Source organism: Woronichinia naegeliana WA131 (assembly GCA_025370055.1).
Taxonomy (GTDB): Bacteria; Cyanobacteriota; Cyanobacteriia; order Cyanobacteriales; family Microcystaceae; genus Woronichinia; species Woronichinia naegeliana.
On record CP073041.1, the window covers coordinates 2917665 to 2930486 of the forward strand.

Here is a 12822-nt window from a genome sequence, read left to right on the forward strand (position 1 = left end):
CGCCTCTTACCGTGAGAATAAAAATGCGATCGCCAAAAGGTATTGCGTGGTCAGCGACCAAATTTTAGAATTAATTAGCTCATTTTTTGAGAAATTTAACTATAATATTGTTCAATGACACAAGAATTCATTTTTTCTTTAATTTTTGCTCCTGAAGTTATCGATCACCTACGAGTCATTGATAAAAAGTATCACAACTTAATTCGGGAAACGATCTCTCAACAATTAACCTACAACCCTTTAGACTCTACTCGGAACCGCAAACTATTAAAACCCCCTGCCCCATTTGAGGCAACTTGGGAACTTAGATTCGGATCTAAAAACTGTTTTCGGGTATTCTATGACGTTGATGAAGTAGAAAAAATAGTTCTTATTTTGGCTATTGGTGTCAAAAATAGAAATAAATTAATTATTGGCGGAGATGAAATTGGATTATGAAAAAGATTCCTCTTGTAGATGTACAAGAACCACTAAGTACCTATGTAGAACAGGCTCAAAATCAGGGGCCAATCGTGATTACTTGCAATGGTAAGGCGATCGCTTTACTGATTGCTCCCATTGACGATGATGATTTGGAGAGTTTGTTATTATCTCATTCATCCGAACTACAAACTATCTTGAATCAATCTCGTCAAAGTATCAAAATAGGTGAAGGATTAACAACAGATACGTTTTGGGCAAGAGTCAAGAATTCGGTTGAAGACCCAGAATTATGAACTGATTGCCTCTTAAGTTTTTCTAATTCTAACAAGCGATCGCCTCTTAACTGTGAAAATAAAAAAGCGATCGCCGATTAGTTTTTATCAGAGATTCACGGAATAAAAATCCTTCTTGCCCCCTGATAATCCTCAATATCAACGACAATATCTACCAAACGATTAACGCAACGCTCCCGATAATCTGGCTCTACAAGTAGTCGATCAATACGGGCAATTGTCACCACAGGTAATGACGTTGGTGTGTTTTCTTCCCGCATCACTTGTTCTAAGGAATTTTCTCCCTTCATGCTTCGATTAGCCGTGATCAAAATCATATGATGGGCTTGAGCATAATGCCAAACAACACGATCATCACTGGTGTCTGCTAATCCAACTTCTTCAAACAGAACAAAGCAAATTGAGATTAAGTCTAGCCAACCACTCGCTGCAAGGCATCCCGCCAAAATTACAGAATGCCCCCGCAAATTATGATCCACTAGAAAATTCATGTTCGTGATGTCATTAATTTGGCTTTTTCAGCTTCAAGTTTTGCGCGAATTTCTTCTCTGCCTGGTTTTGGTGGTTTAGCCGCAATACGAGTAACGCGATCGCGATTTTCTTCTTCGTAATATTTTTGTAGTTCTTCGGCTTCTTTTAAAATGAACTGATATTCTGTCTCAACTTCTGCTCGATGTGTCTCAATATAAAATAGGGCAGCAGCTACCTGTTCATCGGTCAGCCCTAACATGGCGCGGATAAACTTGGGTGGATAGTTTTCTGTCACATAATCCATGACATCATAAAGCGTTATTCGAGTACCTGCGATCGCCAATCCTCGCTCTGTACGAATAATAATTGCTGGCTCACTGAAGGTTAAAGACATATCAATTAAATGCTCTATCGTTAATTCCATGTTAGCTCAGAAGAAACAAAAAGCGATCGCCAATTAATTAATAGTTAATAATGAATAATTTGATAGTTGATAATTAATAACAGTGATAACTGATTAACATTTTGACTCCAAAAATCTATTCAAAGTCCCCCAGAATTGGGGGATTGAGGGGGCTTTTCCCCCAGAATTGGGGGATTTAGGGGGCATTACTTTTGTAAAGGTTTGGCAAATTTCCGTTTAGCCCACAGCCCCGCGCCGAAGAGAATCGTGCTACCAACAACGGGAAGAGCGTCCGTTTCCCAAGGTACAGCCGTAGCAGGTGCGAAACTAGAAGTGACTATGTCACCATCGCTAATCCCCTGAGGACTTTTATAAATACCTAGGCCAGTGAAAACGTAAGAGGAGTCGGTGGGATCAAGCCCCGTTAGGTTGTAGCTACCACCATTAGTATCATCGAATTTTATTCCCCATTCTTTAACACCAATCCCAGTCCCATCCCACTTAAACGTGTTGTTACCTGTAAATACTGGACTATTACTATTGATTCCTGAAATCGAAACAGTAGTTCCGCCCTTGGTGATAGTACCAGAAATGCCTGTCACGTTGTAAACGGTATCAGTAGCAGCAGGACTACTACCATCAGTGATATATGTCCCTGTAAAGACACCACCGTCGTTCAGCGTATAAGAGAAATTCCAGTTGAGAGCCTGGGCGGGTTGGGAAAGCAGGGATAGACCCATAAGTGTTACCCCCCCCCATTACGGACTTTCCGATAAGATTTGCTAATGTCATGTTTGTCTCCTCAATTGAGCGATGTTTTTAAACTTTTGGCATTACAAAACCTTTTTCCGTTTTGAGGCAATTTACAGCACTTTGTGTTCAAATCCCCTACAGAGTAGAGGTATAATCTGTAGGCTAGAAACTTTACCATCTAAAAAATAAATCGGGCTTTTTTGTGCTATCTAAATGAAGCTAAATAGATAGGTGTTTAAATTGTAAAGGCGATCACCACTTAATCAAAGATTATGTTAATCACCATCAGTCCTGAAACCTTAAGCCTAGAAGCAGGTAGTGAAATCATTCTTAGACACAAAACCTGGGAAGACTACGAAGACCTGTTGGCTATCCGTCAAGACAAAAACTTGCCCAAACTCTATTTCAACGCTAAAACTCAAGAAATTCGTCTTATATCTCCCCTCGCTAGTCACGGAAAACGAGTTGATACCCTCAGAGATTTAGTTAAAGCCCTATTAAATTTTGAGGGTAAGGATTGGGACTGTTTTGATCCGATTACCCTTAAACAATTGCAACGGGCTGGAGTCGAACCTGATACTTGTTTTTATATTGAAAATCGTCAAGTCATTTTAGGTAAAGAACGCATTAACTTAACGGTTGATCCTCCTCCTGATTTAGCGATCGAGGTAGATTTTACTTCCGTTACAAATCTTGGTTCTTATTCCCCCTTAGCAATTCCAGAACTGTGGATTTATTCTCCTGGTGACTTAAAAATTTATATTTTTGAAAATGATGATTATCAGGAAAAAAGTCAAAGTAATTTATTTAAACATTGGGACATTAAAACCCTATTTCCCAACTATGTCGAGATGGCTTGGTTTAAAGGTTCTAGTGTTGCTCTACGAGCATTTGAGGAGGATATTTTAAAGTAGCTTTTACCAAACCAATCTTACCGTCATAAATCAGTGTTATAATATCTAAAATACGACTAGAATGAAGGGTGTGTATTTTGTAGGGGTTTGGGTTACAAATCCTTAGAGCAAAAACTATCCAGTTACTTAAAGACATAAAAATTATTGCTATGACACCATTATTAGAGTCGATAAAAAACATCGACGATCAATTATCAAATCGTTATATTGATCTCGACCCAGGTGGCTATTGGATTATTTATATTGACTCTCAAAGCCAACTCATTGGGCTAAAACATTACAGCAACGCCATTAATGAACAAGGCTTGGCCGTTGATCCAGAAACAGGGGAAATCATTCCTTGTAAAGGAGTAGTGGAACGTCAACCGACTCTGACCCTTCAGGGTCGAACAGCCAAAGAACTCTGCGTTCAGCTTTTTGAAAAAATGCCTGATTGTCCGATCACCATGCTCAATCATGCGGCCTACTTAGGACGAGAATTGGTACGAGCAGAGTTGGCTCTTATTCAGGGAAACGAGTATATTCAGGATTAACACTATCCCCCCTAGCCCCCCTTTTTTAGCTACTGTGTACACACATCTTAAAAAAAGACACGCTTTGAGGTTTGATCCCCCTTGTATCTTAAAGGAAGAGTGGTAGACCGATTCCCCCTTGGTTATAAAAGCCGAGATTTAGTCTAGGTCGCCACTCATCAATCCTTCAAAAACTCGAAAAATCGAGAGGGTCACGAACCCGTAGTGAACAAGGTCGAGTAATGAAGATAAAAACTCAAAGTAAAGGGGTAAAAGCATGGAAACTCAAGTAGCAAGCCAATGGGTTGGTATAGAGGGTGCGACCTTTAGTTGATAAAAGCTGTTGTAATCAGGGTTCTACAGGGAACCCATATTGATCAAGTTTTGCCCAAAATTGACTCCATCGTTCCTTGGTCAATACCAAAGCTCGTAGGCTCAAAATAATTCCTGCTCCTTTTTCCTTCCATCGCATTCCTGAACAACATAATCGTTGTTTGACCAACGTCTTACAAGCTGCTTCCGTAACACCTGAACCAATCGGATACTTTTTCTCTAAGTATTCAGCATAATCCATTTGATGCTGATGATTCTCGTAATAAGTAATCGCCGCTTGTAGTTTCTCGGTAAGATTCTTAGAATGACTTTTTTCTTCTTTGACTTCTTTCATCAGATTTAGCAGTTCTCCTGCTTTTCCTTTTTCATGCTTGAGTTCTCGACAATTTTCAGTCAACCATTCTTTTTGTTTTGACACGGTATTCGGATGCAACGCTTCTGCCAACGCTCCTAAGTAACCAGAGGCATGATAGAAATCTAATATCTGTTCTTCCGTCTGCTTTTCTAAAAACTTCCAATTTGATTCTGCACCATCTGCTATACCGACAAATTTTGCCTCTGGATAACGGTTTTTCGCTCGCTCAATTTCTCTTTCCAATCTTTCTAGAAAACTCTTTTTTCCGTACTCTGGTGCCGCACCTAGATAGATTGTCTGTTGACGTTCTCCCTCACTATCGTATAGGGAAACGGTTCCCACCATTGCTTCACGGTAGCCATCCTCACACATCAGCATACAGGTTCCATCTAATCCTATTCCCACTGTTGCAATTTGGCTATCCTCCTTGGGCGGGGCATAACTCCACGCTTCTTCTTTTGCCTGTACCACACTTCCTACTGCTTCACTCAATCTTTGGATATAGGATAGCGCTACTTTTCTACCATGATTTTCTAATAAATCATTTTTCACCTCTTTGCCTGCCATCCCTGACATTTTTGAGGATACCTGTTTTGCCAATAATGGCGTTGATGTTATGATTATCCTTGCTTCTCTTTCTAAGGGGCAATACGTTTTTCCTCAAAGGTGAACGCTGATATACATGACGATTCACTATAACCTCACCATAAGGTGTTTGATATTCTTTCGGTTGCTCTCCCTTACTCTTCCAGATTTCTTCACCGATTTTTAAGGGTGAACCATCTGTATCTAAATATTTCAAGGCTTCTTTGCTGGCGATGCAACCTACTTCGTTTAAGCCTTTTTGAATATTTATTTCTGTATCCAACATTGAACGACTGAGTTCTAATGTTAGTTCTATTTTTATCTTTGAACCCTCTACATTAATTAGTTTTGCTGTCATCATTGTTTCCTCTTTGTCACTTTTCATCTCATGTTAACACTTTTCTTTTCCTTCATCAACTAAAGGTCACACCCGGTATAGACGTCAGCAAAGCCAAGTTGGACATAGCTTTACGTCCAGCGAATAAGGTTTTGCAAGTAACCAATCAAGAGTCAGGCTGGCAGGAATTAAGCGAACAACTCAAAAAATACAAAATTGAGTTAATCATCATCGAATCAACAGGAGGAATGGAAAGAGGAGTGGCTCACAAGCTGCAAAAAGAGGAATTCAAGGTAGCAGTGATTAATCCCAAAAGAGCCAGAGATTTTGCCAAGGCATCAGGTCGTCTAGCGAAAACGGACAAAATAGATGCCGAGGTATTAGCCCATTTTGGAGAAGCCTTGCAACCAAGCCCAAAACCGTTAGCATCAGAATCTCAAGTAGCTTTATCCGATTTGGTCAATCGTCGTAGTCAGTTAGTGGAAATGCTAAACAGTGAACAAAAACGAGCGCACAGTGTTCGTAGTAGCACGGCGAAAGCTGACATTGAGACTAATATTCAATGGCTCAAACAAAGGATAAAAGGAATGGATGAGCAGATAGACCAACTGCGGCAAGACAACGAAGAGAGTAAAAAGCAGTATGAGCTATTAACCAGTGTACCTGGAGTGGGCAGAGTAACGGCCGTGACCTTGCTATCAATGTTGCCAGAATTAGGAGAGCTACCATTGAAGAAACTGTCGAGTCTAGTGGGAATTGCTCCCATGAACTGTGACAGTGGGCAAATGCGAGGAAAACGACGTATTATCGGTGGACGAGCAAGGGTGCGTGCCGTGCTGTATATGTCAGCCCTAGTGGCAATACAACACAATCCGGTAATTAAGGCGTTTTATCAAAAATTGCTCCAGGCAGGTAAGGCCAAAAAAGTAGCTTTAATTGCCTGCGCTCATAAGCTATTGGGATTTCTTCATGCTATAGTCAAGAGTCAAAAACCTTGGCGATGTCCTGAAAATATAGAGACAAAGGAGGAAAAACTGCAAGCGTGCTAATTCTCTGATATTGGTTGAAAGAGTTAACATAACTCATTCTCTGACGAGTTGTATGAGGATGAGTTGTTTGTTTTGACTAATTTTATTTGATAGCGATCCTATCAAGGCCTTGACAAACAAGATAATCGCTAAATCCCCCTTAAAAAGGGGGACTTCAAACCTTTAATTTGTCTTCCCTCTTTCAAAGCTGTTCGTTACGCAAATCTCCTAATTAAAAAACTCAAAGCCATACACAGCAAGCTTTTCATCTTCTCCCCCCTTTTTAAGGGGGGTTGGGGGGGATCGAGACTCAGTAAGGGTTTCAGAGACTTCTGGATAATGGATAGCTTTCAAAGGGGAGCTATGGGTGATTCTATAACTTGTGTGTACACGGTAGCCTTTTTAAGGGGGGAAGCCGAAGGCAGGGGGATCAAACATCGGCAAAGCTCTTTATTTAATTTGGTATAGTATTGCTGAAATTGCCCATCAAAACCACTGAAACAAACTATGCTGTCTTTCCTGCGGATTAAGAATTTTGCCCTCATTGATCACCTGGAATTAGGGTTTGGTCAGGGTTTAAATGTGCTGACTGGGGAAACGGGGGCTGGTAAGTCGATTATTTTAGATGCCATTGATATTTTGTTGGGTGGTAAAGTCAATGGTCGGGTGATTCGTCAAGGAAGCCACTATAGTCAGATTGAGGCCACTTTTCAGATTACGCCGGTTTTGGAAGCCTGGCTTATTTCCCAGGAAATTGAATCGTTAGAGACTGATAGTTTAATTTGTAGCCGTGAGTTGATGTTAACAGGGGATTCGCTGCGATCGCGCTCTAGGGTGAACGGAGTCGTGGTCAATCGTCAACTGTTGGCCGAACTGCGAGAAAAGTTGGTAGAGATCACCGCCCAGGGCCAAACCGTCCAATTAATGGATTCGTCAGTACAGCGCAAGTTATTAGACCTCTACGGTGGTAAACCCCAATTAGCACAACGGGCCACAGTGGAAACGGCCTATCATCAATACCAAAGTTCAGTGCAGGCCCTAGAAGCCCGTCGTCAGTCTGAAAAAGATCGATTACAACGACTGGATATTTTAGAATATCAACTCAAGGAATTACGAGAAGCGCAACTGTCCGATGCCGATGAATGGGAAACCCTGGAACAGGAACGCGATCGCCTTTCCCATGTGGTTGAGCTACAGCAATTAAGTTATCAAGCCTATCAATTGCTTTACCAAAATGATCGGGGCGACAATGCCGTTGCCGATTTATTGGCCCAAGCTGAAGGTATTGTTCAGGACATGATTCGCTATGACAGTGGGCTGGAATCCTTGTTAGAAATGCTCCGTAATGCCACCACTCAAGTGATCGAAACAGGGCAGCAATTAAATGTCTATGGTAATCACCTGGAAGCCGATCCCCAACGGTTAGCAGAAGTAGAAGAACGTTTATTACTCTTAAAACGGCTTTGTCGCAAGTATGGTCCCAGTCTCACCGAAGCGATCGCCTATTGGCAAAAATTAGAAAGCGAAGAACAGCAAATTAATGATCAAGAACAATCCCTAGAAGTCTTAGAACAGGCCACGGAAAAAGCCAAAGTTACCCTAGAAAAAGAATGTGCGATTTTAACTCAACTGCGACAACAAACTGCCCGTCAGCTAGAGCAAGAATTGGTGCAGCAATTAAAACCCTTGGCCATGGAAAAAGTCATTTTTGCCTGTCAAATTAACCCCATTCCGCCCCAAGTCACGGGAGCCGATCAGGTGATTTTTTACTTTAGTCCTAATCCTGGCGAAAAGATTCAGCCCCTTTCCACAACAGCTTCGGGCGGTGAAATGAGTCGTTTTCTCTTAGCCTTAAAAGCCTGTTTTAGTCTGGCTGAGTCCGTTTCCCAAACCTTAATCTTTGATGAAATTGATGTCGGGGTTTCCGGTAAAGTGGCTCAAGCGATCGCCGATAAATTGTATCATTTAAGTCAACGGCAACAGGTACTCTGTGTCACCCATCAACCTTTGGTAGCGGCTTTAGCGGATCAGCATTTTCGAGTCGATAAAACCATTATTGAAGAAAGTAGTTTACCGATGGATCTCAACCTCGAAGCCGATCCATTATCAGACATTCGGACAGTGGTACGAATTACGCCCTTAATCACCTCGCAACACCGTCAGGAAGAACTAGCTCAATTGGCCGGTGGTCATTCTGCCCAGGAAGCCCTCACCTTTGCCCAGTCATTACTAAACAAGGCCGAAATTTATCGCCAAAAACAAGCCTAAAGATCAATCTTCCTTGATCCGATAGGAGGGTTTGAGCCAACCCCTACGCCAAAAGAAAAAGAGGGAACCAAAGGCGATCGTTAACATCACAATCCAGGTGCCAATATAGCCGTAGGGAGACTTTAATTCGGGCATTTCTTCAAAGTTCATCCCATAAACACCGGCAATAAAGGTTAAAGGAATAAAAATCGTCGAAATAACCGTTAAAAATTTCATGACTTCATTCATTTTATTACTCATCGAGGTCATATAAACTTCCATTAAACTGGCCGCTAGTTCTCGATAGGCTTCAATAATATCCAAAACTTGAATAATGTGATCATGACAATCTCGAAAATAGATGCGGGACTCCGTGCTAATTAAAGGATTAATATCCCTGAGTAACACATTCATAACGTGACGTAGTGGCCAAATTAAGCGTCGTAGAGCCAATAATTCCCGACGAATATTATAAATTTCTTCCATTAATTCTCCATCGGGATGACGAATGATGGTATCTTCTAAGGCCTCAATTCTAGCCTCATAGTCTTCCAAGAGAGGAAAATATTCATCAATTAACATATCCAGTAATAAATAAACTAAATAATCTGGCCCTTCCTGACAGACTTTGCCCTGGTTGGCTCGGATGCGATCGCGGACAGGATCAAAACAATCGGCCATTTCCGCTTCTTGGAAGGTTAATAAATAGCGTTTTCCTAAAACAAAACTCACCTGCTCACTTTCAAAACCATCTTCTTCTCGATTCGGACGGACACGATGGGCAATAATCATAATATGATCATGATAATCTTCCACCTTGGAACGTTGTGGAACATTGACCACATCTTCTAATAGGAGGGGATGTAATTTAAAAATTTCCCCCACTTGCTTTAAAATTTCTTCACTCCCTAAACCACGAATATCCATCCAGGAAACGGTATTTGTCCCTAAATAAGGACGCAAGGCATTGGGCGTTAAATCTGATTTGCGAATGGCATGATCGGAACTATAATCAATCAGAATAATTTTGGAGGGTTGGGCATCGGGTTCAATGCTGAGGGTGCCTGGTTCACTCCCTGGTTCATCATAAAAATAGTCAAAATAATCCTCTTCCTCTTCTGGTGCTTCCGTTGGTAATTGACGCAGCAGGAGTTCTGGATTGAGGCGTGATTGAGTCATAGGCTTTCCTGATTAAAAAGAGAGGTGAACCTGATTAAGCAGCCAGAGCAGAGGAGGAATGCTCCACCCATTTTCGAGAGTCATTTTTTCGCCCATGACCCTTCATAACGATTAATAATTAGTTTTTATTAAGATGGCATTGTCCGTAGTGATTTGCGCTGAATCTGAAGTTCAGAAACGGAGAAAAAACCAAGTCTTAACAAAAACGGGCTTGATCTTGATTAATACCCGATTGAGGTAATGGTTGCGTTAAGAAACTAGCAGGTTGTATGTTCCTGTAAAAACCCGTTGGGCTGGCCCAGTCATATAAATTCGTTGCTCACTGTCTGACCATTCAATTACCAGACAGCCCCCAGGCAATTCTACTATACAACGGCGATCGCTTTTCCCTGTCAAAACTCCAGCAACTACTGATGCACAGGCTCCTGTCCCACAGGCAAGGGTAATGCCAGCCCCCCGTTCCCAGACCCGCATTTTGAGGTAATCGGGGGCCACCACCTGAATAAATTCCGTATTAGTGCGTTGGGGAAAGACGGGATGATGTTCAAATTGAGGGCCGATTATTTCCAGGGGAATGGCATTGACATCTTCGACAAATGTAATACAGTGAGGATTGCCCATACTCACACAGGTGACAGCCCAGGTTTGTCCGGCCACGTCTAAGGGCAGATTAATCACTTTTTCGGTTGGGTTAGCCAAAGTTGTCGGGATTTCTGAGGCGAGCAGATAGGGTTGGCCCATATCCACCCGAACTTGTCCAGCCGCTTCTATTTGAGGCGTGATCACTCCAGCTAAAGTGTGAATGCGGTAGGATTTGCCCACCCGTTCCTGACCCTCTAATTCCGCCAGAAATCGCGCTAAACAACGAATACCGTTACCACACATTTCTGGTTCTGAACCATCTGCGTTATAGATCCGCATGGTATAGTCCGTGTCATCTTGACCAGGTAGCGCGAAAATAACTCCATCTGCCCCCACCCCAAAATGGCGATCGCAGATTTGGATGGCTTGCTCTGGGGTTAGACAAGGGGTCGCACTATGACGATTATCAATCAGAACAAAGTCATTACCGAGACCATGATATTTGGTAAAAGCAAGGGACATAGAAAAACCACCAGGGACAATTAAAAAAGAAGAATGGAGCCGATGAGCCTGTCCGTCAGTCTGTTTTGAGTTGTATCACAATCACCTGACAAGATAAACGCTTTCTATGTTATGTTAACTTTTGTTGAGTCCAATGTGGGTAGTCAACTCTTCTCCATTATTGTCTAGATGCAAAAAATTCTCCAAACACCATGTTAGAACTCTATCAATTTGAATTGTCTCAATATTCAGAAAAAGTTCGTTTTATTCTAGATTATAAAGGGTTAGAATATCGCAAAATTGAAGTGGTTCCAGGGGTCGGACAATTAGAGCTATTGCGTTTATCTGGACAATCAAAAGTGCCAGTATTGAAAGATGGCGAGACGGTGATCGCTGACTCAACGGAAATTGCTTTTTATCTAGATCGGAAATTTCCAGAAAAACCCTTAATTCCCACTGATCCCGTGCTGCGTGGTCAATGTTTGTTAATTGAAGAATGGGCTGATGAATCGATTGGCTTAAAAGGTCGTAAAGCTTTCATTGGGGCCTTAAATCAAAATCCTAACTTTCGGACTTCCGTGTTACCCAAAGAAACCCCCAGTTTCCTGAAAAATCTGGTGGGAGCCGTCCCCTCTGAAATGCTAGATCTTCTCGGTACGGGCATTGGTTTTGGGGCAGATGCGGTCAAAGAGGCCATGCGCGGTTTAAAACAGGATTTAGAAGCCCTGAGTCTCATTTTGCAACATCAGCCCTATCTAGTGGGCAATGAACCGACTTTAGCGGATTTTACGGTGGCGGGTTTGAGTATGATTATCAAATTTCCGGCGGGAGACTACATCAATATTCCAGCAGAGTTAAAGGCAAAGGGCATTCCTGGTTTGGCTGATCACAGTTCTTATTTGCCTTTCTTTGAATGGCGCGATCGCCTGTATAGCCATTTCCGTAAAGTCTCTAACCATTCCCCTGCTAGTCCTGATAATCCCACGGTGATTACGATTGATGATTAATGGTCAATCACAAATCCTCCGTCTTAGAGCTTAGAGCTTTTCTTTTTATGTCTTCTGCTTAACGGCGATCGCGGTTTCTAGAGAACCAATGCCTTCAATTTCAATGCGAACGGTGTCCCCCACTTGCAAAGGGCCAATCCCTTCTGGGGTTCCCGTCAAGATGATATCGCCAGGCAGGAGGGTCATAATCTGAGAAATATAGGACACCAAAACGGCGGGGGAAAAAACCATCTCATTGATTTTGGCCGACTGTCGAGGGACAGTTTCTTCATTGACAAAGGTTTGCAGACGCGCATCGATGGTTAAATCACGGATGATCCAGGGGCCCAGGGGACAAAAACCGTCAAATCCTTTGGCTCTCGTCCATTGACTATCCTGACGTTGTAAGTCCCTAGCGGTAATATCATTGGCAATGGTATAGCCCCAAATTATGCTACTGGCCGCTTCTACGGAGCAATCCTTGGTGGTCGCACCGATTACTAACGCTAATTCTCCTTCGTAATCCACCCGTTGAGATTGAGCCGGATAAAAAACGGTCTGGCCATGGGCCGCGATCGCCGTAGGCGGCTTTAAAAAAAGTAAGGGTTCTGGCGGGACACTATTCCCTAATTCGGCTGCATGGGCGGGATAGTTACGACCCACCGCAATAATCTTAGAAGGAGTACAGGGCGACAGAAGCCTATAATCGGACTCGGCCAAAACCAGACCAGTAGATTTCCCCCCTAACCAGGGAGCTTGATCGAGGACTTCAACAGAACGATTCGGTTGGAGCAACCCATAATACAACTGTTGATCCTGGCTTTGAATACGGACATAGCGTTGCGCCATAGAAGCAAGAAACCATTACGGTCTGATCAAAAAAAGAATTGCAGTTGTCTAGCGATAAACTATCCTATCGT

The 12822-nt window shown here is 42.4% G+C and carries 13 protein-coding genes and 1 pseudogene; 7 read left to right on the plus strand and 7 right to left on the minus strand.

Annotation, left to right across the window (positions count from 1 at the left end):
- Positions 1 to 114 precede the first annotated feature (114 nt).
- Complete coding sequence (locus KA717_14855) at positions 115 to 438, plus strand: type II toxin-antitoxin system RelE/ParE family toxin (protein UXE63738.1); 324 nt, start codon at positions 115 to 117, stop codon at positions 436 to 438.
- Positions 435 to 716 carry a type II toxin-antitoxin system Phd/YefM family antitoxin gene (locus KA717_14860; protein ID UXE63739.1) on the plus strand — a complete coding sequence of 94 codons (282 nt, stop codon included), beginning with the start codon at positions 435 to 437 and terminating at the stop codon, positions 714 to 716. Before KA717_14855 ends, KA717_14860 begins: the two co-directional genes overlap by 4 nt.
- 95 nt (positions 717 to 811) lie before the next feature.
- Here the strand turns inward: KA717_14860 and KA717_14865 are convergent, their stop codons facing one another.
- The 3 genes from KA717_14865 to KA717_14875 form a co-directional block, all read right to left on the minus strand.
- Positions 812 to 1207, minus strand: a complete 396-nt coding sequence (locus KA717_14865; GenBank protein ID UXE63740.1) for an ACP S-malonyltransferase — start codon at positions 1205 to 1207, stop codon at positions 812 to 814.
- Complete coding sequence (locus KA717_14870) at positions 1204 to 1581, minus strand: DUF433 domain-containing protein (GenBank protein ID UXE63741.1); 378 nt, start codon at positions 1579 to 1581, stop codon at positions 1204 to 1206. Before KA717_14870 ends, KA717_14865 begins: the two co-directional genes overlap by 4 nt.
- A 215-nt stretch (positions 1582 to 1796) precedes the next feature.
- On the minus strand, positions 1797 to 2330 hold the full coding sequence (locus KA717_14875) for a hypothetical protein (GenBank protein ID UXE63742.1): 534 nt from the start codon (positions 2328 to 2330) through the stop codon (positions 1797 to 1799).
- A gap of 285 nt (positions 2331 to 2615) precedes the next feature.
- Here KA717_14875 and KA717_14880 point away from each other — a divergent pair, with 285 nt between their 5' ends.
- Together KA717_14880 and KA717_14885 are read left to right on the plus strand one after the other, a co-directional pair.
- Positions 2616 to 3257 carry a Uma2 family endonuclease gene (locus tag KA717_14880; protein UXE63743.1) on the plus strand — a complete coding sequence of 214 codons (642 nt, stop codon included), beginning with the start codon at positions 2616 to 2618 and terminating at the stop codon, positions 3255 to 3257.
- A 149-nt stretch (positions 3258 to 3406) separates the two neighbouring features.
- Positions 3407 to 3790: a DUF4346 domain-containing protein gene (locus tag KA717_14885; GenBank protein ID UXE63744.1), complete on the plus strand. Its 384-nt coding sequence runs from the start codon at positions 3407 to 3409 to the stop codon at positions 3788 to 3790.
- A 328-nt stretch (positions 3791 to 4118) separates the two neighbouring features.
- Here the strand turns inward: KA717_14885 and KA717_14890 are convergent.
- Positions 4119 to 5400: pseudogene (locus tag KA717_14890) on the minus strand (ISKra4 family transposase).
- Between the two features lie 131 nt (positions 5401 to 5531).
- On the opposite strand from KA717_14890, the gene KA717_14895 reads away from it, so the two are divergent.
- Together KA717_14895 and recN are read left to right on the plus strand one after the other, a co-directional pair.
- Positions 5532 to 6428 (plus strand): IS110 family transposase, encoded by an 897-nt coding sequence (locus KA717_14895; GenBank protein ID UXE63745.1) that lies wholly within the window; start codon positions 5532 to 5534, stop codon positions 6426 to 6428.
- Between the two features lie 486 nt (positions 6429 to 6914).
- Entirely contained in the window at positions 6915 to 8675 is a 1761-nt protein-coding gene (gene recN / locus KA717_14900) for a DNA repair protein RecN (GenBank protein UXE63746.1), read from the plus strand.
- 3 nt (positions 8676 to 8678) lie between these two features.
- Here the strand turns inward: recN and corA are convergent, their stop codons facing one another.
- Together corA and dapF are read right to left on the minus strand one after the other, a co-directional pair.
- A complete protein-coding gene (gene corA, locus KA717_14905; GenBank protein ID UXE63747.1) occupies positions 8679 to 9833 on the minus strand; it encodes a magnesium/cobalt transporter CorA in 1155 nt (384 codons plus the stop codon).
- A 249-nt stretch (positions 9834 to 10082) separates the two neighbouring features.
- On the minus strand, positions 10083 to 10937 hold the full coding sequence (gene dapF, locus KA717_14910; protein UXE63748.1) for a diaminopimelate epimerase: 855 nt from the start codon (positions 10935 to 10937) through the stop codon (positions 10083 to 10085).
- A gap of 191 nt (positions 10938 to 11128) precedes the next feature.
- Between dapF and KA717_14915 the strand changes: the two genes are divergently transcribed.
- The gene (locus KA717_14915; protein UXE63749.1) at positions 11129 to 11923 is read left to right on the plus strand and encodes a glutathione S-transferase family protein; all 795 of its coding nucleotides are present in this window, start codon (positions 11129 to 11131) and stop codon (positions 11921 to 11923) included.
- Between the two features lie 45 nt (positions 11924 to 11968).
- Here KA717_14915 and KA717_14920 read toward each other — a convergent pair whose 3' ends face one another.
- Positions 11969 to 12751 carry a fumarylacetoacetate hydrolase family protein gene (locus tag KA717_14920; GenBank protein ID UXE63750.1) on the minus strand — a complete coding sequence of 261 codons (783 nt, stop codon included), beginning with the start codon at positions 12749 to 12751 and terminating at the stop codon, positions 11969 to 11971.
- Between the last annotated feature and the right edge of the window lie 71 nt (positions 12752 to 12822).

What these genes read in the sequence shown, in the direction of transcription:
- KA717_14855 (UXE63738.1), top strand. Translation starts at nt 115, where the DNA reads ATGACACAAGAATTCATTTTTTCTTTAATTTTTGCTCCTGAAGTTATC.
- KA717_14860 (UXE63739.1), top strand. Translation starts at nt 435, where the DNA reads ATGAAAAAGATTCCTCTTGTAGATGTACAAGAACCACTAAGTACCTAT.
- KA717_14865 (UXE63740.1), bottom strand. Translation starts at nt 1,207, where the DNA reads ATGAATTTTCTAGTGGATCATAATTTGCGGGGGCATTCTGTAATTTTG.
- KA717_14870 (UXE63741.1), bottom strand. Translation starts at nt 1,581, where the DNA reads ATGTCTTTAACCTTCAGTGAGCCAGCAATTATTATTCGTACAGAGCGA.
- KA717_14875 (UXE63742.1), bottom strand. Translation starts at nt 2,330, where the DNA reads ATGGGTCTATCCCTGCTTTCCCAACCCGCCCAGGCTCTCAACTGGAAT.
- KA717_14880 (UXE63743.1), top strand. Translation starts at nt 2,616, where the DNA reads ATGTTAATCACCATCAGTCCTGAAACCTTAAGCCTAGAAGCAGGTAGT.
- KA717_14885 (UXE63744.1), top strand. Translation starts at nt 3,407, where the DNA reads ATGACACCATTATTAGAGTCGATAAAAAACATCGACGATCAATTATCA.
- recN (UXE63746.1), top strand. Translation starts at nt 6,915, where the DNA reads ATGCTGTCTTTCCTGCGGATTAAGAATTTTGCCCTCATTGATCACCTG.
- corA (UXE63747.1), bottom strand. Translation starts at nt 9,833, where the DNA reads ATGACTCAATCACGCCTCAATCCAGAACTCCTGCTGCGTCAATTACCA.
- dapF (UXE63748.1), bottom strand. Translation starts at nt 10,937, where the DNA reads ATGTCCCTTGCTTTTACCAAATATCATGGTCTCGGTAATGACTTTGTT.
- KA717_14915 (UXE63749.1), top strand. Translation starts at nt 11,129, where the DNA reads ATGTTAGAACTCTATCAATTTGAATTGTCTCAATATTCAGAAAAAGTT.
- KA717_14920 (UXE63750.1), bottom strand. Translation starts at nt 12,751, where the DNA reads ATGGCGCAACGCTATGTCCGTATTCAAAGCCAGGATCAACAGTTGTAT.